General features: G+C 70.0%; 25 protein-coding genes and 1 tRNA gene. 15 read left to right on the plus strand and 11 right to left on the minus strand.

The genetic code is table 11. The features are described from left to right. Window positions 1-54 precede the first annotated feature (54 nt). Window positions 55-2,067 carry a cytochrome c oxidase assembly protein gene (locus AB0O65_RS08945; RefSeq protein ID WP_363384265.1) on the plus strand — a complete coding sequence of 671 codons (2,013 nt, stop codon included), beginning with the start codon at window positions 55-57 and terminating at the stop codon, window positions 2,065-2,067. A gap of 4 nt (window positions 2,068-2,071) precedes the next feature. Here the strand turns inward: AB0O65_RS08945 and AB0O65_RS08950 are convergent, their stop codons facing one another. Next, on the minus strand, window positions 2,072-3,172 hold the full coding sequence (locus AB0O65_RS08950; RefSeq protein WP_363384268.1) for a hypothetical protein: 1,101 nt from the start codon (window positions 3,170-3,172) through the stop codon (window positions 2,072-2,074). A gap of 68 nt (window positions 3,173-3,240) precedes the next feature. Here AB0O65_RS08950 and AB0O65_RS08955 point away from each other — a divergent pair, with 68 nt between their 5' ends. The 6 genes from AB0O65_RS08955 (at window position 3,241) to AB0O65_RS08980 (ending at window position 9,751) form a co-directional block, all read left to right on the plus strand. Continuing rightward, a complete protein-coding gene (locus AB0O65_RS08955) occupies window positions 3,241-4,659 on the plus strand; it encodes an AAA family ATPase (protein WP_363384271.1) in 1,419 nt (472 codons plus the stop codon). A gap of 60 nt (window positions 4,660-4,719) precedes the next feature. Continuing rightward, window positions 4,720-6,006 carry a serine hydrolase domain-containing protein gene (locus AB0O65_RS08960; protein ID WP_313480532.1) on the plus strand — a complete coding sequence of 429 codons (1,287 nt, stop codon included), beginning with the start codon at window positions 4,720-4,722 and terminating at the stop codon, window positions 6,004-6,006. Window positions 6,007-6,125: 119 nt separating this feature from the next. Further along, window positions 6,126-6,713 carry a hypothetical protein gene (locus tag AB0O65_RS08965; protein ID WP_363384274.1) on the plus strand — a complete coding sequence of 196 codons (588 nt, stop codon included), beginning with the start codon at window positions 6,126-6,128 and terminating at the stop codon, window positions 6,711-6,713. Window positions 6,714-6,799: 86 nt separating this feature from the next. Then, on the plus strand, window positions 6,800-7,375 hold the full coding sequence (locus AB0O65_RS08970; protein ID WP_363384277.1) for a copper resistance CopC family protein: 576 nt from the start codon (window positions 6,800-6,802) through the stop codon (window positions 7,373-7,375). 97 nt (window positions 7,376-7,472) lie between these two features. Continuing rightward, the gene (gene corA / locus AB0O65_RS08975) at window positions 7,473-8,489 is read left to right on the plus strand and encodes a magnesium/cobalt transporter CorA (protein ID WP_363384280.1); all 1,017 of its coding nucleotides are present in this window, start codon (window positions 7,473-7,475) and stop codon (window positions 8,487-8,489) included. A 65-nt stretch (window positions 8,490-8,554) separates the two neighbouring features. Then, window positions 8,555-9,751 carry an aminotransferase class I/II-fold pyridoxal phosphate-dependent enzyme gene (locus AB0O65_RS08980; protein WP_363384283.1) on the plus strand — a complete coding sequence of 399 codons (1,197 nt, stop codon included), beginning with the start codon at window positions 8,555-8,557 and terminating at the stop codon, window positions 9,749-9,751. An 18-nt stretch (window positions 9,752-9,769) separates the two neighbouring features. Here the strand turns inward: AB0O65_RS08980 and AB0O65_RS08985 are convergent, their stop codons facing one another. Further along, a complete protein-coding gene (locus AB0O65_RS08985) occupies window positions 9,770-10,237 on the minus strand; it encodes a MarR family transcriptional regulator (RefSeq protein WP_071645069.1) in 468 nt (155 codons plus the stop codon). Between the two features lie 120 nt (window positions 10,238-10,357). Between AB0O65_RS08985 and AB0O65_RS08990 the strand changes: the two genes are divergently transcribed. Next, on the plus strand, window positions 10,358-10,717 hold the full coding sequence (locus AB0O65_RS08990) for a hypothetical protein (RefSeq protein ID WP_191712462.1): 360 nt from the start codon (window positions 10,358-10,360) through the stop codon (window positions 10,715-10,717). Continuing rightward, window positions 10,714-11,112, plus strand: coding sequence for a peptide ABC transporter permease (locus AB0O65_RS08995; RefSeq protein ID WP_313480541.1), 399 nt, complete (start codon window positions 10,714-10,716; stop codon window positions 11,110-11,112). The genes AB0O65_RS08990 and AB0O65_RS08995 overlap by 4 nt, the downstream gene beginning before the upstream one ends. A gap of 50 nt (window positions 11,113-11,162) precedes the next feature. Here AB0O65_RS08995 and AB0O65_RS09000 read toward each other — a convergent pair whose 3' ends face one another. From AB0O65_RS09000 to AB0O65_RS09010, 3 genes are all read right to left on the minus strand, one after another. Further along, complete coding sequence (locus AB0O65_RS09000) at window positions 11,163-11,504, minus strand: protein-L-isoaspartate carboxylmethyltransferase (protein ID WP_363384287.1); 342 nt, start codon at window positions 11,502-11,504, stop codon at window positions 11,163-11,165. Window positions 11,505-11,646: 142 nt separating this feature from the next. After that, window positions 11,647-14,031 (minus strand): phosphoenolpyruvate synthase, encoded by a 2,385-nt coding sequence (ppsA, locus tag AB0O65_RS09005; RefSeq protein WP_363384290.1) that lies wholly within the window; start codon window positions 14,029-14,031, stop codon window positions 11,647-11,649. A gap of 25 nt (window positions 14,032-14,056) precedes the next feature. Continuing rightward, window positions 14,057-14,899 (minus strand): pyruvate, water dikinase regulatory protein, encoded by an 843-nt coding sequence (locus tag AB0O65_RS09010; RefSeq protein WP_363384293.1) that lies wholly within the window; start codon window positions 14,897-14,899, stop codon window positions 14,057-14,059. 131 nt (window positions 14,900-15,030) lie between these two features. Here AB0O65_RS09010 and AB0O65_RS09015 point away from each other — a divergent pair, with 131 nt between their 5' ends. Beyond that, window positions 15,031-15,225 carry a hypothetical protein gene (locus tag AB0O65_RS09015; protein WP_071642944.1) on the plus strand — a complete coding sequence of 65 codons (195 nt, stop codon included), beginning with the start codon at window positions 15,031-15,033 and terminating at the stop codon, window positions 15,223-15,225. A gap of 27 nt (window positions 15,226-15,252) precedes the next feature. Here the strand turns inward: AB0O65_RS09015 and murQ are convergent, their stop codons facing one another. The 4 genes from murQ to AB0O65_RS09035 form a co-directional block, all read right to left on the minus strand. Then, window positions 15,253-16,188 (minus strand): N-acetylmuramic acid 6-phosphate etherase, encoded by a 936-nt coding sequence (gene murQ / locus AB0O65_RS09020; RefSeq protein WP_363384296.1) that lies wholly within the window; start codon window positions 16,186-16,188, stop codon window positions 15,253-15,255. Further along, window positions 16,178-17,077, minus strand: coding sequence for a BadF/BadG/BcrA/BcrD ATPase family protein (locus tag AB0O65_RS09025; RefSeq protein ID WP_363384299.1), 900 nt, complete (start codon window positions 17,075-17,077; stop codon window positions 16,178-16,180). Before AB0O65_RS09025 ends, murQ begins: the two co-directional genes overlap by 11 nt. 42 nt (window positions 17,078-17,119) lie before the next feature. After that, window positions 17,120-17,193 (minus strand) — tRNA-Gly (locus tag AB0O65_RS09030). A 51-nt stretch (window positions 17,194-17,244) separates the two neighbouring features. After that, the gene (locus tag AB0O65_RS09035) at window positions 17,245-17,778 is read right to left on the minus strand and encodes a 2'-5' RNA ligase family protein (protein WP_363384302.1); all 534 of its coding nucleotides are present in this window, start codon (window positions 17,776-17,778) and stop codon (window positions 17,245-17,247) included. Window positions 17,779-17,823: 45 nt separating this feature from the next. Between AB0O65_RS09035 and dcd the strand changes: the two genes are divergently transcribed. The 3 genes from dcd to AB0O65_RS09050 all read left to right on the plus strand — a co-directional run bounded on the left by dcd (window position 17,824) and on the right by AB0O65_RS09050 (window position 20,306). Continuing rightward, window positions 17,824-18,429 carry a dCTP deaminase gene (gene dcd, locus AB0O65_RS09040; protein ID WP_363384305.1) on the plus strand — a complete coding sequence of 202 codons (606 nt, stop codon included), beginning with the start codon at window positions 17,824-17,826 and terminating at the stop codon, window positions 18,427-18,429. 1 nt (window position 18,430) lies between these two features. Beyond that, window positions 18,431-18,868 carry a hypothetical protein gene (locus tag AB0O65_RS09045; protein WP_363384308.1) on the plus strand — a complete coding sequence of 146 codons (438 nt, stop codon included), beginning with the start codon at window positions 18,431-18,433 and terminating at the stop codon, window positions 18,866-18,868. Window positions 18,869-19,091: 223 nt separating this feature from the next. Further along, window positions 19,092-20,306, plus strand: coding sequence for an FAD-dependent oxidoreductase (locus AB0O65_RS09050; RefSeq protein WP_363384311.1), 1,215 nt, complete (start codon window positions 19,092-19,094; stop codon window positions 20,304-20,306). A 6-nt stretch (window positions 20,307-20,312) separates the two neighbouring features. Here AB0O65_RS09050 and AB0O65_RS09055 read toward each other — a convergent pair whose 3' ends face one another. Further along, window positions 20,313-22,691 (minus strand): glycosyl hydrolase family 65 protein, encoded by a 2,379-nt coding sequence (locus AB0O65_RS09055; RefSeq protein ID WP_363384314.1) that lies wholly within the window; start codon window positions 22,689-22,691, stop codon window positions 20,313-20,315. Window positions 22,692-22,827: 136 nt separating this feature from the next. Continuing rightward, entirely contained in the window at window positions 22,828-24,264 is a 1,437-nt protein-coding gene (locus tag AB0O65_RS09060) for an MFS transporter (RefSeq protein ID WP_071642980.1), read from the minus strand. Window positions 24,265-24,404: 140 nt separating this feature from the next. On the opposite strand from AB0O65_RS09060, the gene AB0O65_RS09065 reads away from it, so the two are divergent. Together AB0O65_RS09065 and AB0O65_RS09070 are read left to right on the plus strand one after the other, a co-directional pair. Continuing rightward, window positions 24,405-25,673 carry a DUF222 domain-containing protein gene (locus AB0O65_RS09065; RefSeq protein WP_363384317.1) on the plus strand — a complete coding sequence of 423 codons (1,269 nt, stop codon included), beginning with the start codon at window positions 24,405-24,407 and terminating at the stop codon, window positions 25,671-25,673. Window positions 25,674-25,825: 152 nt separating this feature from the next. Beyond that, window positions 25,826-26,287, plus strand: a complete 462-nt coding sequence (locus AB0O65_RS09070) for a DUF3817 domain-containing protein (protein WP_363384320.1) — start codon at window positions 25,826-25,828, stop codon at window positions 26,285-26,287. Window positions 26,288-26,320 lie beyond the last annotated feature (33 nt).

Raw genomic sequence — 26,320 nt, forward strand, 5'->3', positions numbered from 1 at the left:
GAAGGCCGTCCCCTCGGGGGCGGCCTTCCGTCGTATCGGCCGTAGGCTGGAAGCGTGAACCCGTACCGTCTCGCTGGCCTGGCGATCCTCGTCATCAGCGGGGCCGCCGGACTCATCGCCGCCCTCATCGTGGGCGGCGGCGCGGTGCCTCCGAAGCTGCTCGACCCCGGCCCCATCGTCATGTGGGGTCTTCCTGCCGTGAAGCTCGTCGCCAACCTCGGCGCCGCGGCGATGCTCGGCTCGCTGGTGCTGGCGCTGTTCGCCCTGCGCGTCGGGACCCGACCGTTCGAGCGGGCGATCGACACGGCATCCGCAGGGGCGGCCGTCTTCACCATCGGCTCGGGCATCACCGCATTCCTCACGTTCATGGCGGCGTTCAACCCGAAGCTCACCGCCGACCGCGGCTTCGGCGATCAGTTCGGCCGGTATCTGCTCGAGCTGCCGCTGGGTCAGGCCTGGCTGATCACCACGCTGATGGGCGCGGTGATCACGCTGCTGCTGTTCGGCTGGCGCAGCTGGACGGGCACGGCGTTCACCGCGGTGCTCGCCGCGGCGGCCTTCCTGCCGATGGCCACGCAGGGCCACTCGGGTGACGTCGCCGGTCACACCGTCGCGGTGAACGCGATCCTGCTGCACACGATCGGCGCCGCCGTGTGGGTGGGCGGGGTGCTGCTGCTCGTCATCCTCCGTCACGTCGACGGACGCGTCGGCGCTCAGCCGAAGACGGGGAAGACGGCGAAGACGGATGCCCGCATCGACCTGCCCGTGCTCGTCGCACGCTACTCGTCGCTGGCGCTCGCCGCGTTCGTGGTCGTGGCGTTCTCGGGCGTCGCGCGCACCGTCGTCGCGCTGGGGGAGTGGAGCGAGCTGCTCTCGCCGTACGGCCTGATCGTCATCGCCAAGGCCGTCGCCCTCGTCGGGCTCGGCCTGTTCGGCGCCTGGTACCGACGCCGACTCATCCCGCACCTCGACGGTGCCCGCGAGAAGCGCGCGTTCTGGTCGCTGATCCTCGGCGAGCTCGCCCTGATGGGCATCGCCTCCGGCGCCGCCGCCGCGCTCGCCCGCACGCCCCCGCCGCTCGGCGAGCAGGCGCCGGCCGTGCAGACGCCCGCGCAACGGCTCACCCGGGAGCCGCTGCCGCCCGAGCTGACCCTCGACCGCTGGTTCACGTCGTTCGACCTCGACGTGCTGTGGATCGCGGCCGCCGGCTTCGGCGTCTTCCTCTACATCGTGGGGATCGTCCGGCTGCGTCGGCGCGGGGATGCCTGGCCGGTGCATCGCACGATCTTCTGGATGCTCGGCATGGCCCTGCTGCTGTGGGTCACGAGCGGTCCGATCAACGCGTACCAGGACTACCTGTTCAGCGTGCACATGGCAGGACACATGCTGCTGAGCATGGCGATCCCCGTGCTCCTCGTCGCGGGCGCTCCGATCACGCTGGCGCTGCGCAGCATCCACAAGCGCGACGACGGCACGCGCGGCGGGCGCGAGTGGATCCTGTGGGCGGTGCACTCGCCGTACTCGCGGTTCATCACGCATCCGTTCGTCGCCGCCGGCATCTTCGCCGTGTCGCTGTGGGCGTTCTACTTCACCGATCTCGTGCGCTGGGCGATGTACGACCACCTGGGGCACGAGTGGATGATCATCCACTTCCTCATCTCGGGCTACCTGTTCGCGATGACGCTGATCGGCGTCGATCCGATCCCGTACCGTCTGCCGTACGCGGGCCGGCTCATCACGCTGATCGCCGTGATGGCCACGCACGCGTTCTTCGGCATGGCGATCATGATGCAGTCGGGCCTGTTCGTCGCCGAGTGGTTCGGCTCGATGGGCCGCACCTGGGGTCCGACGCCGATGGAGGATCAGTACATCGGCGGTGGCATCGCGTGGTCGGTCGGCGAGATCCCGACGCTGATCCTGGCGGTCACCGTCGCGATCCAGTGGTCGCGATCGGATGCCAGGCTGCAGCGTCGACGTGATCGACATGCCGATCGCACCGGGGATGCCGAGCTGGAGGAGTACAACGCTCGGCTGGCACGGATGGCCGAGCGCGACAGCGTGCGCTGAGGGCTCAGCCCTCGAGCGTCGGCTGATCGCCGTCCGGCGAGCCGACGCGGATCGACACCGATCCGTCCGGGAGCACGGTCGCGGTGCCGTTCACCCGGAACGGCACGTCCTGCGAGACGTCGCGGACGGTGCCGTCGAACAGCGACTGGATCCGCACCTCGATGTGCGCCATCGCGTCGGTGGGAGGCAGCGCCCAGGCGCCGCCGTCGGGCTCGAGGGTCACGACGGGCTGTGCGGTGATCGACCATTTCGGCACGGTGTCCGGGGCGAGCCGGTTGTGCAGCTGCAGACCGAACGGGCAGCGGGTGGGCTGCAGCACCTCCTGCGTCGCGCACTCGGTGAGGAACTGCTCGACCTGCTGCTGCACGACCTGGACGAACCTCTCGGTCGGCTGGGCCTGCACATCGACGGGCGTGCGAGCGAGCGCGGTGTCGGCGAGCACGCTCACCCCCGGGGTGGACGAGATGGCGGTGTCGACGGTGACCGAATACCTGCCAGGGGTGAACACCAGCAGGTGCAGGGGGTCGAGCGGGGCGGCATCCGCGCCGTCGACGGACACCTGACGCCGATCGATCGCGAAGCCGTTCACCGCGAAGACGTCGGCGCCCCGCACGGTGAGCTGGATCTCCGCCAGCGGGCTCACCGTGAAGCGCCAGTTCGGGGCGACTCCCACCCAGCCGTCCTGCGCGACGGTGAAGATCGAGGTGCCGTCGACACCGCCGGCGACGTAGTCGACGACGATCTCGTGCACGCCGTCCTTCGAGCCCTTCTCGGTGACGGTCACGTCGGTGAGCGGGGCGAGGGCGGCCCGGCGCAGCAGCGCTTCGGAGGCGGAGGCGTCGATCCCGGCATCCTGCAGCACGGCGAGGTCGAGCGAGACGCCCGGAACCTGCAGTGCCTCGGCGGCGCGCCCGCTGGAGAGCAGATCGACGTACCGCTGCACGAAGGCGGAGGGGCTGTAGAACGACTGGTACAGCGACATCCCGCCCGCGGCGATCGCGGCGAACAGCAGCACGCCGATGACGGCCAGCAGGGTGAGGTCGGACCGCAGGCTGGAGCGCCCGCGCGGGCGCGTCCGCCCCGGTGACACCCGCCCCTGCATCATGGCGCAAGTCTAGGCAGTCGGCGCTGGGACGATGCCGTACGCACCCGTCGGGGACTTAACATAGGGTCGTGTCCGTCGCCCTCTCCGAAGAACAGCACGCGCTGTTCAGACTCATCGAGGACACCGATGAGCACGTCTTCATCACCGGTCGTGCCGGAACGGGCAAGTCGACCCTCCTGCAGCACTTCGCCTGGAACACGAAGAAGCAGATCGCGATCTGCGCGCCCACCGGTGTCGCCGCCCTGAACGTCGAGGGGCAGACGATCCACTCGCTCTTCCGGCTGCCGGTCGGACTCATCGCCGAGAGCGAGATCGAGCAGTCCGACGCGACCCGCCGCATCCTCAACGCGATCGAGACCCTCGTCATCGACGAGATCTCGATGGTGAACGCCGATCTGATGGATGCCATCGACCGATCTCTCCGTCAGGCGCGCGGCAAGCGCGGCATCCCGTTCGGGGGAGTGCAGGTGGTCATGTTCGGCGACCCGTACCAGCTCGCGCCGGTGCCGCCGCGCGGCGACGAGCTGCGGTACGTGCAGGATCACTACCGCTCGTTCTGGTTCTTCGACGCCAAGGTGTGGACCGGAGGCAGGGACGACGCCGGCGGCATGCTCGACATCGGCAGCTACGGCGCGAAGCTGCACGTGCACGAGCTGGTGCACATCCACCGCCAGTCCGACGACGGCTTCAAGGCGATGCTGAACGCCGTGCGGTACGGGCGCGTCACCGCCGACATCGCGGGTGCGCTGAACGAGAAGGGCGCGCGCACTCCGCCCGAGCCCGAGCCGGGCGAGGTGCCGATCATCACCCTCGCGACCCGCAACGACATCGTGAACAGCATCAACCGGCGCCACCTCGCGGCCCTGCCGGGGCGCGAGCAGACCGCGCACGCCGAGGTGTCGGGCGACTTCGGGCGGGGCGAGGCGAACTACCCCGCCGACGCCGAGCTGAAGCTGAAGGTGGGCGCGCAGGTGATGTTCCTGCGCAACGACATCGCCATGCAGGGCGAGCCCCCGCGCTGGGTGAACGGGTCGATCGGGACGGTCACCCGCATCCTCGGCGACACCGTGCGCGTCGAGGTGGACGGCGACGAGTTCGATGTCGAGCCGGCCGTGTGGGAGAGGTTCCGCTACGCGTACAACCCGGGCACGAAGACCCTGAGCCGCGAGGTCGCCGCGGAGTTCACCCAGTTCCCGCTGCGCCTGGCCTGGGCGGTCACGATCCACAAGTCGCAGGGCAAGACCTACGATCGCGCGGTCGTCGACCTCGGATCGGGTGCGTTCGCGCCGGGGCAGACGTATGTCGCGCTGTCGCGGCTCACCTCGCTCGACGGGCTGTACCTCTCGCGCCCGCTGCGGCCGAGCGACATCCGCGTCGACGAGGACGTGCGTCGATTCATGCGCGAGGCGTGGGAAGCCCGTCAGGCCCGGCGAGCCGAGAGCGCCGCAGCAGGCGGGGAGAAGGAAAAGGGCATCCGGATGCCGTGACGGGCGGCCTTTCAGCCTCGTCGCCCTAGACTCGGAGAGTCCATCCCCCGGGAGTGTTTCATGCATCTTCGTTCGTCGCGCCGTGTGCGCGCAGCCGTTGGCGGCGTGCTCGCCCTGGCCCTCGCACTGACCGGCTGCACCGGATCGGATTCCGAGTTCAGCTACACGCCCCCGAAGCAGGTCGACGCGAAGCTGCCCGACGATGTGACCGGGCAGCTGCAGGCCGCCGTCGAGCGGGCGATCGTCGCCAGCGGATCCTCGGGCGCCATCGTCGGCGTCTGGGTGCCCTGGAGCGGCGAGTGGGTCACCGGCGTGGGCACGCAGGGCCCGGACGGCGCCGAGGTGACCACCGACATGTCGTTCCGCATCGCCGACGTCACCCGGCTGATGACGTGCGATGTCCTCTACGGCATGGCCGACGACGGCACGGTCGAACTGGACACCCCCGTGCCGAAGTACGTCTCGGGCGTCGCCGACCTCTCCGACATCACGCTGCTCGACCTCTGCAACGGCACGAGCGGCGTCGGCTCCTCCGAGGCCGTGGTCAAGCCGTACTGGCTGAACACGCCGGGGCGCGAGTGGGCTCCCCTGCAGCTGGCCAGCTTCGGGCTGGGCACCGCCCGCACACCGGCGCACACCGAGTACCGCGAGTCGGACGCCGGGTACCTCATGCTGGGCATGGCGCTGGAGCGCGTGTCCGGTCGCAGCGCGTCCGAGCTGATCGCGAAGTACGTCACGGGGCCGCTCGAGCTGGCGTCCACTTCGCTGCCGCCGCGCGAGTCGGCCGCACCCAGCCCGTCGCCGGCGCTCAGGGGCACCTTCCTTCCCCCGGCCGAGGGCGGCGGGTACGACTGCGCGGCCCCCGTCGACATCACGAAGAGCTCGTCGAGCATCGGGTTCACCGACTCGGGCGTCGTCTCGACCATCACCGACCTCGGGCGCTACGCCCAGGCGGAGGCACGTCAGGCGCTGCGCGCGAAGAACGCCGAGCCCGCTCGCTTCGGCGCCCCGCTCCCCGTCAGCCCCGGCGCGCCGAGCTGGTACCAGGCGACCGGCGGCGGGTACCTCGTGGGCTCGATGGTCGGACAGCACGGCTGGGTTCCCGGCTACGCGACCGCGGCGTACTCCGACCCGGCCACCGGCTTCACCGTGGCGGTCACGCTCAACGGCTCGTCCGCGGGTGGCGCGATGGCCGCGTACCTCGCCTGGGAGCTCGCGGCGATCGCGTCGAAGGCTCCTGCTGCCGAGGGGCAGACGGCGCCGGAGTTCGGACTGCCGTTCACGGCTGAGCAGTACGCGCAGAGCATCGCTGACGCGGCCATCTGCGCACCGCCTGCCGCGGAGTGAGCCGCGTGAGCATCCGAGGCGACCTGCTCGCCAGCGCCGGCGCGGTCTGGGCGGGGCGCCAGGGGCAGCCCCATGGCGTCGCCTCCGACGTGCCTCCCACGCCATGAAAGGATGGACGGGTGCGCTCGTCTGGTAGATCTCGGCTCCTCCGCGGCTTCGCGGGCGCCTCGATCTCGACGTTCGTCGCCCTCGCCTCCCACGTCTGGGTCGGCGGTCAGATGCCGGGGATGCTCGGTGTCGCGGTTCCCTGGCTGCTGTCGTTCATGCTCTGCACGCTGCTCTCGGGCATCCGCCTGTCGGCGATCAGGCTGACGTTCTCGGTGATGGTGTCGCAGGCGCTGTTCCACGTGCTGTTCGTGCTCGGCTCGATCGCACCGCGAGGCGGCATCGCACCGCACGTGCACGGGCCGCTCACGCTTCCCGCGGCCGGCACGGCGGTCGTCCCCGAGGACGCGGGCATGTGGCTCGCGCACGGCATCGCCGCGCTCGTCACCGTCGTCGCGCTGCATCGTGGTGAGCGTCTGATCCAGGCGCTCACGGCCCTGGCATCCTCCGTCGTGCGCTGGCTGACGCGATCGGTCGCCGTCGCACCGGCTGTGCCCGCTGTTCCGACCCGGTTGCGCTGGGCGCTGCTGCCGGCACCACCGCGCGCCGAGCCGCGCCTGGTCGCGCTGCACCGGCGCGGGCCGCCTCTGAACGTCGTCTGATCCATCGCCGCCGTGTGGCCGCGTCGGGCGCCCCGCGCCCCTTCCAGATGATTCGCCGCGTCGCGGCACCCAGAAAGAGGTCCCCCATGTTCCGCATCCGCACCACCATCGCCGCCGTCGCCGTGGCGACCGTCGCCGCGCTCGCCGTCGCAGCTCCGGCGTCCGCTCACGACACGATCGTCTCGAGCACCCCTGCCGCCGATTCGCAGCTGACCGCCGCGCCCACCGAGGTCGTGCTGACCTTCTCGAACACGCTGCTCTCCATCGACGAGAACAGCGGTACGGCCATGACCGTCGTCGACGAGTCCGGTCAGGACTGGGTGGCCGGGCCGCCCTCGATCGAGGCCGATACGGTCACGGTTCCGCTGTCGGAGGGGATGCCCGACGGCGCCTACACGGTGACCTGGCAGGTCGTCTCGAGCGACGGGCACCCGACGTCGGGGGAGTACGCGTTCTCGCTGACCGTGCCCGAGCCCACGGCGACGCCCAGCGCCACCCCGAGCGAGACGGCTGCGGCAGACCCGACGGCCCAGCCATCCGACGCCGCACAGCCGACCGAGCAATCCGACCCGATGCCGTGGCCGCTGCTGATCGGCCTCGGAGTGGTGCTGCTCGCCGCCGTCATCACCGCCATCGTGATCGTCGCGCGACGCCGGCGCTGACCCGGATCGAATCGAACGGGCCCCGCCGCGCATCGGCGGGGCCCGTTCCCGGTGGTACGTTCGCGACAGCGCGAACGGCGCACTCAGGAGGCACGGCATGGCGATCGTCGACAACGGCATCTACGTGGGCGGTGCGCGCACGGCGAATCCCGACAGCATCGACGAGACCTTCGAGCTGATGCGCGAGCGCGGCGGAATGGGCTGGATCGGTCTGTATCGACCGGATGCCGAAGAGCTGCAGACCGTCGCCGCCGAATTCCGGCTGCACGAGCTCGCCGTCGAAGACGCCCTGCGCGGGCATCAGCGCCCCAAGCTCGAGCACTACGAGAATCACCTCTTCGTCGTGCTGCGACCCGCGCGCTACCTCGACGCGGAGGAGGAGGTGGAGTTCGGCGAGGTGCACGTGTTCGTCGGGCGCGACTTCGTCGTCACGGTGCGCCACGCCGAGGAGCCGGACCTCGGGCAGGTGCGCCGCCGCCTCGAGAGCGATCCCATCCTGCTCGCCCACGGGCCGGAGGCCGTGCTGTACGCGATCCTCGACGAGGTGGTCGACCGGTACGCGCCGGTGCTGGCCGGGCTCGAGAACGACATCGACGAGATCGAGAACCAGCTGTTCGTCGATGACGTCGACGCCACGCAGCGCATCTACGAGCTCTCGCGCGAGGTGCTCGAGTTCCAGCGCGCGGCGCAGCCGCTGACGGACATCGTCGGCGGGCTGCTGCGCGAGGGGGAGAGGCGCGACGCGGATGCCGAGCTGCAGCGTCGACTGCGTGACGTGCACGATCACGCCATCCGGGTCGCCGACCGGGCCGCCACGTTCCGCGCTGTGCTCGAGAACGCGCTCACCGTCGAGTCGACGATCGTCGCACGCCGGCAGAACGAGGAGATGCGGCGGATGACCCAGGAGAGCATCCGTCAGGGCGACCAGATGAAGCGGATCTCGGCGTGGGCGGCGATCCTGTTCGCGCCGACGCTGATCGGATCGATCTACGGCATGAACTTCCTCGACATGCCCGAGCTGAACTGGCCGTACGGGTACCCGCTCTCGATCGCCGCGATGGTCGCGCTCGGGGGCGGTCTCTACCTCGCGTTCAAGCGCAAGGGCTGGCTGTAGCGGCGTGTGACGCTGCGCGGCGCCGGCCATGCCGGATGCCGGGGCGGGCACGGCAGAATGGATGCATGAGCCTCGCCGACCTCGCCGCACCGCACCCGTACGACGTGATCACCGAGGCCGACCTGCGGCGGGCGGGCAGCGTCAAGTGGACGCGTTTCCCCGACACGATCGGCACGTTCATCGCCGAGATGGACTTCGGCGTCGCGCCCGCGATCTCGGATGCCGTCGCCGACGCGCTGCGTGCCGGATTCACCGGCTACCTGCCCGTGCCGACCGCTCGCGCGCTGCAGCAGGCGGTGGCCGATTGGTATGCCGATCGGTACGGCTGGACCGTGCCGAGTGCGGACGTGCGGCTCGTCGCCGACGTGATCGCCGCGTACGAGTTCGCGATCACCACCTACACCCAGCCCGGCGAGGCGGTGATCGTGCCGACCCCCGCCTACATGCCGTTCCTCGATGTGCCGCTGCGACACGGACGTCGAGTGATCGAGGTGCCCAGCCTCGAGGTCGACGGGCGCTGGGTCATGGACCTCGCGGCCGTCGCATCCGCGTTCGCCGAGGGCGGCGAGCTGCTCGTGCTCTGCAACCCGCACAATCCGCTGGGCACGGTCGCGACTCGGGAAGAGCTGCTGGCGATCGCGGAGACCGTGTCGGCTGCCGGCGGTCGGGTCTTCTCCGACGAGATCCACGCTCCGCTCGTGTACGAGCCCGCCCGGCACATCCCGTACGCCTCGGTGTCGGATGCCGCGGCCGCGCACACGCTGACGGCGACATCGGCGTCGAAGGCATGGAACCTCGCCGGCTTCAAGTGCGCGCAGCTGATCCTGTCGAACGCCGAGACCAGGGACGCGTGGGATGCCGACGGCGGGTGGGCCGGTCACGGCACCGCGACGATCGGCGTGATCGCGCAGCTCGCGGCCTACACCGGGGGCGCCGAGTGGCTGGCCGGGGTCATCGAGTACCTCGACGGCAACCGGCGACTGCTCGCTGAGCTGGTGGCGGAGCACCTTCCCGGGGTGCGGGTCACCGTGCCGGAGGGGACCTACATCGCCCTGCTCGATTTCCGCGGCACGCGGCTGTGGGCCGAGCTCGGTGCGGATGCCGACCTCGGCGCCTGGTTCCGCGAGAACGCCGCGGTGTCGATGACCGACGGCGCGCTATGCGGACAGGCCGCGATCGGGTGCACGCGGTTCGTGTTCGCCACTCCGCGACCGCTCCTCCGCGAGGCCGTGGTGCGCATCGCGGCGGCGCTCAGCAGCTGACGCGCTGTCCGGTCGGCGTCAGGCGGTGGTCGAACGGCTGGCCTGGTCTGCGGCGGCAGTGAGCCGACGGAGGAATCCGACGACGGCAGCCTGCTCCGCTTCCGTGAGGTCTGCGGCGATCTCCTGCGTCGCCTGCTGAAAGGCGACGACGGGCGCGCCCACGGTCTGCTCGGCGAGCGGCGTGGCCGTGATCACCAGGCTGCGACGGTCGGAGGGGTGCCGCACGCGCTCGATGGCGCCGGCGCGCTCGAGGCGATCGAGCAGAGCGGTCATGGATGCCGAGGTGACGCCGAGGTGCTTAGACAGCGCGGTCGGGGTCACGGTGTCGCCGTTCATGGCGGCACCGAGGAGGTACTGGATGATGCGGATCTCGTTGTCGGACATCGAGGAAACCTGCCGGGCACGCGCATGCATCGCGCTATCGGCTTCCTGGTACTGCCGAAGGGCGTCGATGATCACCTCCGCGGCGTCAAGCTGAACGCTCATGGCCACCTCCTGCTCCCACTATAGCAAGACGTGAAGCGTGGCAGATATGTAGTTTGACAAACTACTTTTGATCTGAGTAAGTTTTCTCACATCGGATATACACCGACCTGAGGAGTTGAAATGGGCACGCTGCACTACGGAGCCACCGGCGAAGCAATCGAGATGCCGGACCGCATCCTCGCTCACCTGAAGGTTCTCGTGTCGACCAAGCTGCGCCGGAACGAGAGCTTCTCGCTCTCGTGGGACCGTCTGGTCGACGGAGGCGTCGAGCGCTCCAGCATCTGGCTGCACTGCTCGATCCCGCTGCAGTTCAAGATGGACGCCGAGGCCGCCAAGCAGCTCGACCGGAGCTACCTGCAGCAGCTCGCCGATCAGGCGAACTCGTCGGCGGGCGTCGTCATCGATCTCTGCGACCAGGTCGCCGAGCGCGAGATCACCGAGCTCGATGTCCGCACCCCGGCACTGGCGCGTGTGGCATGACCATCGCAGAGCACCCCGCAGGCCGCCTCTACGTCCCCGGCGCCGTCTCGGCGACCGACCCGGTCGCTCCCACGGCCGGCATCGTGCCGCGTGCGGTGACGTGGAGCAAGGTCGACACCGGCTTCCACGTCGCCTCGAAGGCCGGCGAGTACGTCGGCTCGGTCGACACGACCCCCGACGGTCACTTCGTCGCCTTCGACGCGACGAGCGCGCCGATCGGCCGTTACGCGGATCTTTCCGAAGCCAAGACGGCCGTGCTGTCGTGGAAGCCCGAGCGCTCCCGCATGCGCGATCGCCACGTCGGTCGGATCGTGCACCCCATCGCCGCGTCTGCGGGCCTCGTGGCCGGCGTCACCGCCGCGTTCGGCGCACTGCTCACGGTGTTCCCCGCCTGAGCGCCGGCCTCAGCCGCGCGGTCCGTGCGTGAACGCGCGTAGACGTGCGGTCAGTGCGTGAGGACGACCGCGTCGGTCTTCTGCTGCAGGAATGAACGGAGCTCCGCGAGAGACATGAGGTCTTCCGCGAGCTGACGAAGGGCCGCGTCGTCGAGGTCGAGCGTCTCATTTCGCCCCTCGAACGTGACCACCCAGTTGGGCAGCCCCTGACGGATCTCGGGGTGCAGGAACGTGATCGTGCTGGCGGAACGCAGCGTGACGACCACTATTCCGGAGTTCGGTCCGGCCTCGAAGTTCTTGTCGAGCACCGCGACGCCCAGCGAGTCCGCGCTGTGCGACTCGATGTACTCGTTGACCCAGCGCTCCACTGTGGTCCGGTCGCGATATGGCATGGGGCACCTGCATTCGTTCGATGAGCGCACACACGCTCACTCTGAACCGTAGCCGACTGTGCGGGGTGAGGGGCCGCGGCCCGCCCGGCAGGACATATCGCGCATCGTTGTTTCGCTCCATGTCACCTGCCGAGCGCCGGACTCACACCTGCATCGGCGCCATTCGCGCCAGGCGCAGCCACGTCTCGATGACGGTGTCGGGGTTCAGGGACACCGATTCGATGCCCTGTTCGACGAGCCACTCCGCCAGCTCGGGGTGATCGCTCGGGCCCTGGCCGCAGATCCCGACGTACTTGCCCTGACGGCGGCATGCCTCGATGGCCATCGAGAGCAGCTTGAGCACGGCCGGGTCGCGCTCGTCGAAGGTGTCCGCCACCAGTGCGCTGTCGCGGTCGAGGCCGAGCGTGAGCTGCGTCATGTCGTTCGAGCCGATCGAGAAGCCGTCGAAGTGCTGGAGGTAGTCGTCGGCGAGCAGTGCGTTCGTCGGCACCTCGCACATCATGATGACCTTCAGGCCGTTCTCGCCCCGGCGCAGGCCGTTCTCGGCCAGCAGCTCGACGACGGCCTGCCCCTCGGCCACGGTGCGGACGAACGGCACCATCACCTGCACGTTGGTGAAGCCCATCTCGTCGCGCACGAACGTCAGCGCTTCGCACTCCATCTCGAAGCACTCGCGGAACTCCGGGGAGATGTAGCGCGAGGCCCCGCGGTATCCGATCATCGGGTTCTCCTCGTGCGGCTCGTAACGATCCCCGCCCAGAAGGTTGGCGTACTCGTTCGACTTGAAATCGCTCAGCCGCACGATCACCGGCTCCGGGGCGAACGCGGCCGCGAGCATCGAGACGCCCTCGGCCACCCGCTGCACGAAGTACTCGCGCGGCGACGGGTAGGCGGCGATCCTGGCATCCACCTGTCGGCGAAGGTCGTCGGGCAGGGTGTCGTGCTCGAGCAGGGCGCGGGGATGGATGCCGATCTGCCGGTTGATGATGAACTCCAGCCGGGCGAGACCGACCCCGCGGTGCGGAAGGCGGGAGAACGAGAACGCCTGATCGGGCGTTCCGACGTTCATCATGATCTTCACCGGCGGTTCCGGCATGCTGTCGAGCGCTGTCTCCTCTTCGGCGAAGGCCAGGATGCCCTCGTACACGACGCCCGTGTCTCCGTCGGCGCAGGACACGGTGACCGGCTGGCCGTCGGCCAGCACGCGCGTCGCGTCGCCCGTGCCGACGACGGCGGGGATGCCGAGCTCGCGGGCGATGATCGCGGCGTGGCAGGTGCGGCCGCCGCGGTTGGTGACGATCGCGGATGCACGCTTCATGATCGGCTCCCAGTCGGGATCGGTCATGTCGGCCACGAGCACGTCCCCGGTCTGGAACTCGCTCATCTGCGTGGCATCGCGCAGCACGCGCACGGGACCCGCGCCGATCCGCTGCCCGATCGCACGACCCTCGACGGCGACGGGGCCCGTCTCCTGCAGACGGAAGCGCCGCATGACGTTCGCCGATGCGCGCGACACGACCGTCTCGGGGCGCGCCTGCAGAATGTACAGCTGACCGTCGACACCGTCCTTGCCCCACTCGATGTCCATCGGTCGGCCGTAGTGCGCCTCGATCACGAGCGCGTGCTGCGCGAGTTCGGTGAGCTCGACGTCGGTGATCGACAGGAGTGCGCGGTCCTCGGCCGGAACGTCGACGAAGGCGGTGCTGGCGCCGACCTCCGTGCTGTCGGTGTAGCGCATGGCGATCGCCTTCTCGCCCACCGCGCGCTTGAGGATCGCCGGACGACCGGCACGCAGCGCCGGTTTCGACACGTAGAACTCGTCGGGATTCACCGCGCCCTGCACGACGGCCTCGCCGAGTCCGTACGAGCTGGTGACGAACACGGCCTGGTCGAAGCCCGACTCCGTGTCGACGGTGAACATCACACCCGACGAGCCGACGTCCGAGCGCACCATCCGCTGCACGCCCGCCGACAGGGCGACGTCGTCGTGATCGAAGCCGTGGTGCACGCGGTAGGCGATCGCCCGGTCGTTGTACAGCGAGGCGTACACGGCGCGGATCGCGGCGAGGACGTTCTCGACGCCGCCCACGTTGAGGAACGTCTCCTGCTGGCCGGCGAACGAAGCATCCGGAAGATCCTCAGCGGTGGCCGACGAGCGGACCGCCCACGTGACGCCGTCGGGATCGGCATCCGTCGCCACGAGCCGGTCGTACGCGTCGCGAATGTCGCGCTCGAGGTCGGCCGGCAGGGGGTGTTCGATGATCCACGCGCGGATCTCGGTGCCGACCAGGGCGAGCCGCGTGACGTCGTCGGTGTCGAGGCCCGCGATCGCGTCGCTGATGCGCTCACGCAGCCCGGCGTGCGCGAGGAAGCGCCGATAGGCATCCGCCGTCGTCGCGAAGCCGCCCGGCACGCGCACGCCCAGATCGGCGAGATTCGAGATCATCTCCCCGAGCGAGGCGTTCTTGCCGCCCACCTGGGGGAGGTCGGTCATTCCGATCTGATCGAACCAGAGGATGTTGGTCACGAGGAGCTCTTTCGTCTGAGGGTGGTCAGCGGCGAAGGCCGAGGGAGTGCAGGATCACGGCGGACATCTCCTCGACGCTCTTCGTCGAGGAGTTGAGGAACGGGATGGCGTTGCGGGCGTACAGCCTCTCGGCACGACGCAGCTCGGTGGTGCACTGCGCGAGGCTCGAGTAGCGCGAATCGGGGCGGCGCTCGTGCCGAACCTGGCTGAGGCGCAGCGGCGTCGTGGTGAGGCCGAAGCAGCGAGCCGCGTACGGCCTGACCAGCGGTGGCAGCTCGTCGGTGGGGAAGTCGTCGTCGGTGAGCGGGTAGTTGGCGACCAGCAGACCGTACTGCAGAGCGAGGTACATGGTGGTCGGCGTCTTGCCGCAGCGGCTCGGGGCGACGATGATCACGTCGGCGAGGTCGAGGGCGCGACTGCTCTGACCGTCATCGTGCTCGATCGCGTACTCGACGGCCCGCATGCGGGCGAAGTACTCGGTCGCGTCTCCCAGGGTGTGGAACTGGCCGAGCTGCTCGGAAGGCGGGGTGCCGAGAGCCTCGGCGAGTTCGCTGAGATGGCCGCTCAGCAGATCGATGTGCGTCGCGGGTGCGGAGGTGAGTACGGTGCGGACGGCGGGATTCTTCGCCGTGGTGAACACCAGGGGCTCGAGTCCGTTCGCCGCGTCCTGCGCGATCTGACCGGCGACCGTCGTGGCTGTGTCCACGGCGTCGACGAACGGCACCGTGTGCTTCACGAACACCAGACCGGGAAAGTTCGCCAGCAGGGCGTTGCCGAGGGTCTCGGCCGTGATGCCCGTGCTGTCCGACACGAAATAAGCGGCGCGCACCGTGCGCATCGTCGTGTCGGAGGAGGTCGTCTCGGCCATGAGGCGACTCTAAGTGGAGGAACAGGCGAACCTTCGACCGATCCGGCCTTGAAGATCACCTGAATTTAACGCTGCCGTAAGAGTGCAGCTCTGCCCTCGGATTCGGCCGAGGCGGTCGGTAGAGTGCGCTCATGAGCGAGCAGAACGCAGATGACCTGAGCGGCCTCGACGAGGCGCTGATCGAGCGGCTGCACGACGGCACCGCGACCCGAGCCGACGAGATCGTCAAGCTTCAGCACCTGCGTCGCCTCGCACTGGAGCGGAACGATGCGGATCGCCTCGAGGAACTCGAGATGCGGCTGAGCGTGCTGCGCGTCGGCGAATAGCGCGCGGCGGGTTCGTCGGCTCGCCTCTCAGCTCAGGGCGGTGATGGCGTCGCGCAGGATGCCGTCGCTGCGCCGCAGCGCGTCCGCCGCAGCGTCCGCCGCAGCGCCCGTCATCAGCATGAGCAGCGCCAGCTTCACCGAGCCGTCGGCCGCGTCGAGCGCGGCCACGGCCTCGTCGATGTCGACCCCGGCGAGGCGCGAGACCGTGCTGATCGATCGGGCACGCAGCTTCTCGTTCGTCGCGACGAGGTCGACCATGACACCTCGGTAGGTCTTGCCCAGCTTGATCATCGAGAGGGTGCTGAGCATGTTGACGACGAGCTTCTGCGCCGTGCCCGCCTTCAGGCGAGTGGATCCCGAGATGAACTCCGGTCCGGTGACGACCTCGATCGCGATCTCGGCCGCGGCGCCGATCGCCGAGCCCGCGTTCGAGGCGATCGCCACGGTGAGCGCCCCGGCGGCTCGTGCGAAGGTGAGGCCCCCGACGACATACGGTGTGCGACCGGATGCCGATATGCCCACGACGGTGTCGTCCGCCGAGAGCTCGAGCTGTCGCAGCGACTCCTCCGCGGCCCGATCGTCGTCCTCGGCGTTCTCCACCGCCGAGCGGATGGCAGACTCGCCGCCCGCGATCAGTCCGACGACCATCGACGGGTCGGTGCCGAAGGTCGGCGGGCATTCGCTGGCGTCGAGCACGCCGATGCGCCCCGCGGTTCCCGCTCCGATGTAGATGAGTCGACCGCCCCGCTGGAAGCGCTCGACGATGCCGTCGACGGCGGCGGCGATCTCGGCCGCCTTGGTCGCGACCGCCTCGGCGACCCTGCGGTCCTCGGTGTTCATGCTGCGCACGAGCTCTTCGGTGCCGAGGGTGTCGAGATCGCCGCGCTCCGGCGTCGAGGCTTCGGTGTCGAGGGTCGAGAGCACCCCGAGCAGGGCGGCGAGGGAGCTGTCGTCATTCGGCACGGTGCACGAACCTTTCGTGAGGGAGATCGTGGCTGGTCATCAGAAGCTGAGCGCCGGTCAGGGCATCCCCGATCGCGGGGACGACGCGACGATCGGCGTTCGAGAGAGCGTCGACGAGGTGCGCGCGGAACCACGGGTGGTCGGTGAGTCCGCCGTGCAGGGCGACCGTGCGCGCTGATGCGGACGACGCGACGGCGGATGCCGTCAGCAGGCGCGCCGCCTCGGAGGCGATCGCGAGGGCGACCGCGTCGCCCTGCTGCGCGCAGTCGAGGACCAGCGGCGCGAGCGTGCCCAGCGCGCGGGGGAGCGGATGCTGCGCGAGCGTCCACGACAGCGCGTCGGACGCGGGCGCGATGCGCGCGGCGACGGCATCCTCGAGCGCGGTCGCCGGCCCGAGCCCGACCGCTGCGCGCTGCACCGCGCGGACGGCTTCCCGCCCGAGCCACGAACCGCTGCCGAAGTCGCCGATGTCGGGCCCCCACCCGTCGACGAGGCGGACGCCGTCGGCGTCGACGCCGAGCGCGACGGCGCCGGTGCCCGCGAGCAGCAGCACGCCGGGAGCGCCGCCGAGGGCGCCGATGTGCGCCGTGACCACGTCGGACGCCACAGCGACGCTCGCGCCGGTCGCCGCGGCCAGTGTCTCGGCGAGCGCGAGTGCGGCGGCCGGGGCGGTCCAGGCGCCGGCCGCGCCGACACCCAGCGAGTGCGGCGTCGAGCCGGTATCGAGCAGCGAGAGGATCGCCGCGGCGGCGGACTCGACGCCGCCCGGCGCCGCGAGCCCCGGAGCTCCGTCGCCCGTGCGGGTGACCGGTCCCGAATCGTCGCTGATCAGCAGACGGCACGTGGTCTTGCCCAGGTCGATCGCTGCGATCGTGCCCGCAGTGCTCATCTCTCCCCTTGGCCGATGGCTCATTCAGGAAGACTCTACAGATGGAGGGGCTGACGGGAATCGAACCCGCGCTGTCTGCTTGGGAAGCAGAAGTTCTACCATTGAACTACAGCCCCGCACGCCTGGCGGCGCGTGGCCAGCATAACAAACCGCGGCGCGTGCCCGCGTCACGGGCGGGAGCGGGCGAGGTGCCCGAGTTCGGTCACCGTGCGAGTGGCGGCATCCCAGCGGCGCAGGCACTGGGCCGTGGCGCTGATCTGCCCGCCGACGAGGGCCAGGGCGCGCTCGAGGTCCTGCAGCCGCAGGCGGCGTGAGATCGTCACGTGCGGCGTCCACGCGCCCGGGGTCGTGTGCGGGGCGTCGTCGCCCGGTCCGAGCGCACGGTGCACCTCATCATGCAACGCGAGCAGCTCGACAGACGGAACGACGCTGCGCACCAGCACTCGTCGGTCGCCTTCCCCGAACAGCATCGGGGCCCCGAGCCGCACGGCGAACACCGGGCGGGCGGAGAGCGCGGCGGCATCGATGTCACCCAGCGAGCTGCGCGCGAGCAGCGTGATGTGCGGCCTGTTGCTCGGCGCGGTGTGAGCGGCGAGGCTCGACAGGCTTACCGCAGCCAGGGCATCCCACTCCTCACGTACCGCCGCCTCACTGTCCTCGTCGAGCAGCAGCTCGATGGAGCTCACCGGGGCGCGCGTCATGCGTCGAGGATAGTGCGGCTCTCGCGGCACCGTTACGCTGAACACGTGCTTCTCAGCGACCGCGACATCAGAGCAGAACTCGCAACGGGCCGCATCGGGCTGGCTCCCTACGACGAGCAGATGGTGCAGCCATCGAGCGTCGACGTGCGCCTCGATCGCTACTTCCGGCTGTTCGACAACCACAAGTACCCGTTCATCGATCCCGCTGAGGATCAGCCCGAACTGACCCGCCTGATCGAGGTCGCTCCCGACGAGCCGTTCATCCTGCACCCCGGCGAGTTCGCCCTCGGCGCGACCTTCGAGCAGGTCACGCTGCCCGACGATGTCGCCGCGCGGCTGGAGGGCAAGTCGTCGCTCGGACGCCTCGGGCTCATCACCCACTCGACGGCCGGATTCATCGACCCGGGGTTCAGCGGGCACGTCACGCTGGAGCTCGCGAATGTGGCGACGCTTCCGATCAAGCTGTGGCCGGGGATGAAGATCGGACAGTTCTGCTTCTTCCGCCTCACCTCGCCCACCGAGAACGCTTACGGCTCCGGCCCGTACGGCAACCGCTACCAGGGGCAGCGCGGGCCCACGGCATCCCGCTCGTTCCAGAATTTCCACCGCACCGACGTCGGCACGAGCGACGCGGGTGCGGTCGGAGGCTGACGTGAGCGACCGGTCGGGGGATGCCGATGACGCAGCGCCCGAGGCCGCTGCGCCCGATCGCGCGGTCGTACCGGAGCCCGCGGTCGCGGGACCCGACGCGCCGGAGGCGGTGGTTCCCGAGCTCGACGTGCCCGAGCCGACGATCCCGGACGCGGTGATCCCCGAGGCGGCGCTCGCCGAGCCGGTGATCCCTCCCGCCCCGCCCGAAGAGGCGCCGACGCGGGCGGCTCGACGCACCACGACGGCCGAGAAGCTCGCAGCCGTGCCGGCACCGGCATCCGACCCCCGCCTGACCGCGCCGCCGCCCGATCCGACCGTCGTGCCGCCGCCGGAGGGGGCGACGCCCGACAGCTACCACGGCTGGACGATCGCGATCTACAGCTTCCTGGCGCTACTGCTGACCGGCGCCGTCGTCACGATCGGCGTGCTGCTCAGCTGACCGGCCGTCGCCGGAGATGGAAGACGCCGGTGAGCCGCAGCCGCGACCAGCGTTTTCCATCCCGTGCGGTATGCGGGTCAGTTGTGCACGGAGATCCGCGCTGGCGTGCACACAAGTGACCTCGCATCCGGCAGGTGGCCGCCCCGCGCGCGCGACCGACCACCCCGGCCTGCGCTGTCAAGGGCGTCGCCGGGCGCGCCACCGCCGCCTACGGTCGGCTTCCATGAACACGCGGAGCGCATCCACAGCTGACCGTCACGAGCGGACGCATCAGGTTCTCGTCGTCGGCGGAGGCAACGGCGGGCTGTCGGTCGCGGGCCGACTGCGCCGTGCCGGAGTCACCGAGATCGCGGTCGTCGAGCCGTCGCAGACGCACTACTACAAGCCCCTCTTCTCGCACATCGCCGGCGGCACCGCCCGGGCGAGCGAGGCGGTGCGCCCGCAGGCCGACGTCTTCCCCCACGGCGTGGAGTGGATCCCGGATGCCGTCACCGCGGTCGACCCCGAGAATCGGCGGGCGCATCTGGCATCCGGTGACACCGTCCGGTACGATCAGCTGATCCTCGCCCCGGGCATCCGGAACGACTGGGATGTCGTTCCCGGTCTCGACGACGCGATGGGATCGCCGCACGGGGCCTCTAACTACGACTTCGCGCTGGCGCAGAAGGCGTCGAAGCTGCTGCGCTCGGTGCGCTCCGGCACCGTGGTGTTCGTGCAGGCGCCAGGACCCGCGTCCTGCGCGGGCGCGGCTCAGAAGCCGATGTACCAGGCGTGCGCGTACTGGCGGGCGACGAACGTGCTGCACGACATCCATGTGGTGCTGCTCGTGCCGACGCCGACGATCTTCGGCATCCCCGAGATCGACGCCGAGCTGCAGCGCAGCATCGACGAGTACGACATCGACGTGCGCTACCGCGCGCAGCTGCGCCAGGTCGACGCAGACGACCGCACCGTCGTGTTCGACGCTGCCGGCGCCGACCGGCAGAGTCTGCACTACGACCTGCTCATCGCCGAGCCGCCGCAGAAGGCGCCGGAGTGGATCCGCGCCAGCGGCCTCGCCGACGACGACGGATTCGTCGCCGTCGACCCGCGCACCCTGCGCTCCACCCGGCATCCCGAGATCTGGGCACTGGGAGACGCGGCGGGCACGACCAACTCCAAGTCGGGCGGAGCGCTGCGCACGCAGACGAAGGTGCTGGCCGAGAACGTCCGCGCGGTTCTCGAGGGGCGCGATCCGGCATCCGCCTACGACGGCTACGGCGTCTGCCCGTTCACCGTCTCACGCTCGACCGCGGTGTTCGCCGAATTCGACGACCGGCTCCGCCTGAAGCCGACCCTGTGGCGCAGCTCGTACCGGGAGAGCCGGATGAACTGGATCATCGACCGGCAGATCTTCCCGCAGATCTACTGGCGGATGATCCTGCAGGGTCGCGCCTGAGGCGGGTCAGGTCTCGGCTCCCGCTCGCCGCGGCTCGCGTCCGCGCGGCTGCGACGGGCGAGGCCCCGGATCGGGCAGGGGAGGGATGCTCAGGCGGCGAGGCTCCCCGGCCTCGAGGGTGACCTCCTCGCCGAAGTGCCGGATGCCGAGCGCGGGGCCTCCCTCGAGCCGGTAGGTGACCGTGTCGTGCTGCACCTCGACTCGAAGGGTGTGGCCGCGCACGAGCATCCCGAACGAAAAGGCGGTGATGGGCGCCGCCACGCGCGGCGCGAACTGGAGCGCCTCGGCGTCGTCGCGCATGCCGCCGAAGCCGCAGACCAGCGCGTTCCACACCCCGGCGTGCGCGGCGACGTGCAGACCCTCGTCGACGTCCTCCTGCAGATCGTCGAGGTCGATGGTGCCGGCCTCAGCGAGGTAGTCCACCGCGAGGTCGAGCTGTCCGACGCGAGCGGCGACAGTCGCCTGCACCGACGCCGACAGCGACGAGTCGCGCACGGTCAGCCCGTCGTAGTACGCGAATGCGCGGGCCGTCTCATCCGGTGTGAACGCGTCGGGCGCGGCCTGCAGCGCGAGCACGAGGTCGGCCTGCTTCACGACCTGCTTGCGGTACAGGTCGAAGTACGGGAAGTGCTTCTGCAGCGGGTACTGGTCGTCGCGGGTGCCCTCGAAGTCCCACCGCTCCTTCTCGTTGAACCCGGCCGACTGCTCCGGGATGTCCCGAGCGGCGTCGTACGGGAAGGCCATCGCGTCGGCGGTGGTCGTCCATCGCGCGATCTCGTCCGATGAGACGCCGAGAGCGGATGCCTGATCGCGGTGCCGCCTGCAGGCATCCGCCGCGGCCCGCAGGTTGCGCTGCGCCATGAGGTTGGTGAAGAAGTTGTCGTCGACCATGGCGGAGTACTCATCGGGCCCGGTGACGCCGTCGATGTGGAACACGCCCTCGTCGTCCCAGCGGCCGAGGGTGCACCACAGCCGTGCGGTCTCGACGAGGATCTCCGCACCCTTCTCCCGTTCGAAGTCCACGTCGCCGGTCGCCCGAACGTACCGCACGACCGCGGCCGCGATGTCGGCGTTGACGTGGAAGGCGACGGTGCCCGCCGGCCAGTACCCCGAGCACTCCCGGCCGTCGATGGTGCGCCACGGGAAGGCCGCACCGGCGAGGTGCAGCTGCTCGGCCCGCTCGCGCGCATGGTCGAGCGTGGAGTGCCGCCACACCAGTGCGTCCCGCGCGGCGGACGGTGCGGTGTAGGTGAGCACCGGCAGCACGAACGTCTCGGCATCCCAGAAGGTGTGGCCCTCGTATCCGACGCCGGTGAGTCCTTTGCCTGGGATCGATCGCACCTCGGCGCGCGCCGCGGACTGCAGAACCTGGAAGAGCGAGAAACGTGCGCTCTGCTGCAGCCGCTCGTCGCCGTCGACGCTCACATCGGCCCGGGCCCAGAACTCGTCGAGATACCGGCGCTGCTCATCGACGAGCCCGTCCCAGCCGAGCTCGATGGCCGTCTCGACAGCGGCTTCCGCGCGATCCTGCAGCGCGACATCGTCGAGCGAGGGCGACCACTCATGGCCCACGCACTTCACCAGGGCGACGCTCTCGCCCGGCTCGATCCGGACGCGCACGGAGGTGCGCGCGAGGTCTGCCGTGACCTCGGTGTGCGGCTCGGGCGCGGCACCCCGCGATGAGATGCTGACGCGATGGTCGGCCGCGACGGCCACCGCGATCCGGCTGCGCCTGGTGCGCTGCACGAGGGTGGCCCGACCGCCGCCGCCGTGGTGGGCCACCGGCTCGAAGGGGTCGCGCAGGGCATCCATCACCCTCGGGTCGGAGTGCACCTCGGGCAGCGGCTCGTCGGCGACGATCTCCGAGAGGAGCGTCACGTCGACGGCGGCGTCTTCGGCGGTCACCTCGTATCTCACCGCGGCGATCGAGCGGTGGGTGAACGACACCAGGCGCTGCGAGGCGATGGTCACCGTGCGGCCGGCGGGCGAGGTCCAGGTGGCCGTGCGGTGCAGGATCCCGGTGCGCAGATCGAGATGCTGCCGGTGCTCGACGAGTGCTCCGGTGCGGATGTCGAACGGCTCGTCGTCGACGATCAGGCGGACGACCTTGCCGTCGGGCACGTGCATGACCGTCTGACCGTGCTCGGGGTATCCGTAGCCGTCTTCGGCGTAGGGCATCGGGTGCTCTTCGAAGACCCCGTTCAGGTAGCTGCCGGCGGCCGCGCTCGGATCTCCTTCGTCGAGGGTGCCGCGCCATCCGATGTGCCCGTTCGACAGGGAGAAGACCGACTCCCGGTGGGACTGTCCGCGCTCCTCCCAGCCGACGTTCCGCATGCACGACCAGCCGACGCCCCAGGGGTGCACGTCGAAGCGGTGGGTGGTCATATCGCTCCTGTCTGGTGCGGGCCGGGAGGATCATTCTGCGACGGGACGACCTGCGCCGGCGCAGCCCTTGCGCCGCAGGCGCACATCCCGGTATGCGCCGCAGGCCGGCATCCGGATCGGGGTGGCGAGTCTGGGCTCACGCCCCGACGTCCTTCGGGAAGCGCACGCACAGCAGCAGCACGAGGCCGATCAGCAGCACCACGGCGATGCCGAGCACGCCGTAGACGATGCCGCCGAACCAGGCGAGGAACAGCGACCATGCCAGCGGCGACAGGAACGACGCCACCCGGCCGGTCGTCGCGTAGAGACCGAAGATGGTGCCCTGCTGGCTGGGCGGGGTGAGGCGGGTGAGCAGGCTGCGGCTGGATGCCTGGGTCGGGCCGACGAACGCGCACAGCAGCAGGCCGCAGATCCAGAACACGATGGTGCCGTAGTCGCGCAGCGCGTAGACCACGAACGCCATCAGGACGAGCCCGGACAGGGCGAAGATGATGAGTCGGCGCGGACCGATGGCGTCGTCGATGCGCCCGGCGAGCAGCGTCGAGACGCCGGCGACGAGGTTGGCCGCGAGCCCGAAGATGATCACCTCGAGGAACGAGAAGCCGAAGCCCTGCGCGGCGAGCACGGCACCGAACGCGAACACCCCGGCCAGGCCGTCGCGGTAGACGGCTGCGGCGAGCATGAACCAGAACGTCGGGCGGTTGGTGCGGAACAGTTCCGCGATGCTGCGGGCGAGCACGACGTACGAGCGGAGGAAGCCGACCTTCTCGGCCGTGTCGTACGACGGCGACTCGGGCACGTTGCGGAACATCGGGATCGAGAAGACGATCGTCCACACGGCGCAGATGACGGCGACGAGCTTGAACGAGAGCGCGTTGTCCTGCCCGACGAGGAACAGCACCGGGATGCACACGATCAGCGCGACGACGCCCCCGATGTACCCGAGTCCCCAGCCGAGGCCGGACACGCGGCCGACGTTCTTCGGCGTCGACACCTCGGAGAGCATCGCGTAGTAGCTGACGTTTCCGATCTCGCTGACGACCGCGGCGACCGCGACGGCGAACGCGCCGAACCAGAAGAACTTCGGGTCGGCTTCGACGAACAGCAGCGAGAACTGCACGAGCGCGATCCCGATGGTGGCGCCGATGACCCACTTCTTCTTGTTGCCGCGCGCGTCGGCCTGCTGGCCGAGCACCGGCGCGAGAAGCAGGATCAGGATGCCCGCGGCGAAGTTCGCCCAGCCCCACCACTCCGACAGGTCGGTGAGGCCCTGGCAGTACTCGGATGCGGCGTACGGGGAGCTGTTGCAGTTCATGTACGAGCCGTCGGCCAGCAGACCGGACTCGCGCACCGAAGGCTCGAGGAACATCCGCGAGGTCAGGTACAGCGCGATCCAGACGAACGTGAGGATGACCGTGTTGAACGGCTGCATCGCCCAGTCCCACATCGCCCACGAGATGACCTGCTTCTTCGTGGCCGCCGGAGCTGAGCTCCCGTGCTCTCGGCCGAACGCCGCGACGGCTCCCGTCCTGGCGGTCGGCGGGGGTACGGAGGCGGCATCACGACCGGTCATGGCCGACACGCTACAGGATGCCCGTGTCGTGCCGACCACGCCGCCACGACGAACGAATGACGCCCTCGTGTCGCCTCGTCGCTCTGCTCGAGAGGGCGATGAGAAGTACGAATGTCGGCGGCCTGTCCGATACTCGAAACATGAACGGAATGTCGACGGCGACCAGTGAGGACATCGCGAATCTCGACGCGATCGTGTCGTCGCTGCAGGCCGTCGAGAAGACCCTGCAGGGCGTGCTCGCCGCACGCGACGGGCTGGTGGCCCTGGCGAATCGGCTGGCGATGTCGATCGCTGAGCAGGGCGACGGGATCGAGGACTCGGATCTCACCCTGCGCACGGTGGCGGCCGAACTCGCGACGGCGCTGCGCGTGAGCGACCGCACCGTGCAGCGGCGCATGGTCGCGGCCGAGGTGATGGTCGAGCGGTTTCCGCAGGTGTGGCATGCGCAGGGTGCGGGGCTGATCACCGCCGGGCATGCGCGCGTGATCGTCGACGCGGGTGCGCACATCGACGACGGCGACGCGCGCGCCGCCTACGCCGTGCGGGTGCTGGAGTTCGCGCAGCACGAGTCGCCGAGCCGGGTGCGGGTGATCGCCGAGCGCATCGCCCAGCAGTACCAGTCGCGCACGCTCGACGAGCGACACGAGGACGCCCGCGCGCATCGAGGCGTGTGGGTGACCGATGGTCCGGATGCCATGTCCGAGCTGCACGTGTACGGCCCCTCGGTGCTGATCCACGGTGCGCAGGACCGGTTGACGCAGATGGCGAAGGCGATCGCCGAGCGCGGCGAAGACGAGCCGACTCAGGCTGACGACCCGCGTACGCTCGCGCAGCGTCGGTTCGACCTGGCCATGGATCTGCTGCTCACCGGCGCTCCGGCCGGTCACGACACCGCCGACCGACTGCTCGGGTCGATCAGCGCGCACGTCGCCGTCACCGTGCCGGTCACCACGCTGATGGGTGCGGACGGTCCCGCTGCCGAGCTCTCCGGCCGTGCGCCGATGGATCTCGCCTCCGCCCAGGTGCTGGCCGGGGCCGCGTCAGGGTGGGATCGCGTGCTCACCCATCCCGTGAACGGCGGGGTGCTTTGCGTCGACCGGTACCGCCCTCCGGAATCGCTGCGCCGTCGGCTGCGATCTCGCGACGAGCGATGTCGCTTCCCCGGATGCGGGATGCCGGCCCGCGACAGCGATCTCGACCACACCCGCGATGCCGCCTTCGGCGGGGAGACCAGCGAAGACAACCTCGCCGCTCTGTGTCGGCGACATCATGTGCTGAAGCATCAGACGCCGTGGCACGTCGTGCAGCACGGCGACGGGTTGCTGGAGTGGACGAGCCCCACCGGTCGCACGTACGTCGACCGGCCGCCGCCTCCGAACACCGTCACCTTCATCGAGCCGCCCTTCTGAGAGTGACGCCGCAGCCCGACCGTCGTGCCGGAGCCCGGGCGTGTCAGCCTTTCGAATGATCTTTCGCGGTTCACGCCCGCGATGGTCTGCATCTCGGGCATCCGCATAGCCGCGCTCACCTACCGTGGAAGCACACCCACCCGAGGAGAACCGTGTTCACCACTCCCGCCCGCCTGTTCCGCGTGCTCGCGATCGCCGAGGCGATCACCTGGACCCTGCTCATCAGCGCCCTCATCCTGCGCGCCGTCGGGCAGCCGTCGGTGCTCGTCACGATCGGCGGCGGCATCCACGGGTTCGTCTTCCTCGCCTACGGCGCCACGGCGGTGCTGCTCGCGTTCAACCAGCGCTGGCACGCCGGCGTGGCCGCGACCGCGATCGCCAGCGCGATCGTGCCGTACGCCACCATCCCGGCGGAGATCTGGCTGCACCGCAGCCGGCGACTCGAGGGGCAGTGGCGTCTCACCGAGACCGACGACCCGCGCGACCGCACCTGGTACGACCGCACGATGCGCTGGTTCCTGCACCGCCCCTGGGTGCTGGCCGTGCTGATCCTGGTCGCCATCGTGGCGATCTTCAGCATCCTGCTGCTGATCGGCCCTCCCGGCGGTCGCTGAGCTTCCGGCTCCCCTTGCACTCCGACCGGCGCA

This window comes from Microbacterium sp. NPDC077391 (assembly GCF_040686955.1).
Classification (GTDB): Bacteria; Actinomycetota; Actinomycetes; order Actinomycetales; family Microbacteriaceae; genus Microbacterium; species Microbacterium commune.

What these genes read in the sequence shown, in the direction of transcription:
- AB0O65_RS09060 (WP_071642980.1), bottom strand. Translation starts at nt 24,264, where the DNA reads ATGACCGGTCGTGATGCCGCCTCCGTACCCCCGCCGACCGCCAGGACG.
- AB0O65_RS09010 (WP_363384293.1), bottom strand. Translation starts at nt 14,899, where the DNA reads ATGGCCGAGACGACCTCCTCCGACACGACGATGCGCACGGTGCGCGCC.
- AB0O65_RS09015 (WP_071642944.1), top strand. Translation starts at nt 15,031, where the DNA reads ATGAGCGAGCAGAACGCAGATGACCTGAGCGGCCTCGACGAGGCGCTG.
- AB0O65_RS09050 (WP_363384311.1), top strand. Translation starts at nt 19,092, where the DNA reads ATGAACACGCGGAGCGCATCCACAGCTGACCGTCACGAGCGGACGCAT.
- AB0O65_RS08995 (WP_313480541.1), top strand. Translation starts at nt 10,714, where the DNA reads ATGACCATCGCAGAGCACCCCGCAGGCCGCCTCTACGTCCCCGGCGCC.
- AB0O65_RS09055 (WP_363384314.1), bottom strand. Translation starts at nt 22,691, where the DNA reads ATGACCACCCACCGCTTCGACGTGCACCCCTGGGGCGTCGGCTGGTCG.
- AB0O65_RS08970 (WP_363384277.1), top strand. Translation starts at nt 6,800, where the DNA reads ATGTTCCGCATCCGCACCACCATCGCCGCCGTCGCCGTGGCGACCGTC.
- AB0O65_RS08950 (WP_363384268.1), bottom strand. Translation starts at nt 3,172, where the DNA reads ATGATGCAGGGGCGGGTGTCACCGGGGCGGACGCGCCCGCGCGGGCGC.
- AB0O65_RS08990 (WP_191712462.1), top strand. Translation starts at nt 10,358, where the DNA reads ATGGGCACGCTGCACTACGGAGCCACCGGCGAAGCAATCGAGATGCCG.
- AB0O65_RS09065 (WP_363384317.1), top strand. Translation starts at nt 24,405, where the DNA reads ATGAACGGAATGTCGACGGCGACCAGTGAGGACATCGCGAATCTCGAC.
- AB0O65_RS09000 (WP_363384287.1), bottom strand. Translation starts at nt 11,504, where the DNA reads ATGCCATATCGCGACCGGACCACAGTGGAGCGCTGGGTCAACGAGTAC.
- AB0O65_RS08960 (WP_313480532.1), top strand. Translation starts at nt 4,720, where the DNA reads ATGCATCTTCGTTCGTCGCGCCGTGTGCGCGCAGCCGTTGGCGGCGTG.
- AB0O65_RS08980 (WP_363384283.1), top strand. Translation starts at nt 8,555, where the DNA reads ATGAGCCTCGCCGACCTCGCCGCACCGCACCCGTACGACGTGATCACC.
- corA (WP_363384280.1), top strand. Translation starts at nt 7,473, where the DNA reads ATGGCGATCGTCGACAACGGCATCTACGTGGGCGGTGCGCGCACGGCG.
- AB0O65_RS08985 (WP_071645069.1), bottom strand. Translation starts at nt 10,237, where the DNA reads ATGAGCGTTCAGCTTGACGCCGCGGAGGTGATCATCGACGCCCTTCGG.
- AB0O65_RS09035 (WP_363384302.1), bottom strand. Translation starts at nt 17,778, where the DNA reads ATGACGCGCGCCCCGGTGAGCTCCATCGAGCTGCTGCTCGACGAGGAC.
- AB0O65_RS09025 (WP_363384299.1), bottom strand. Translation starts at nt 17,077, where the DNA reads ATGAGCACTGCGGGCACGATCGCAGCGATCGACCTGGGCAAGACCACG.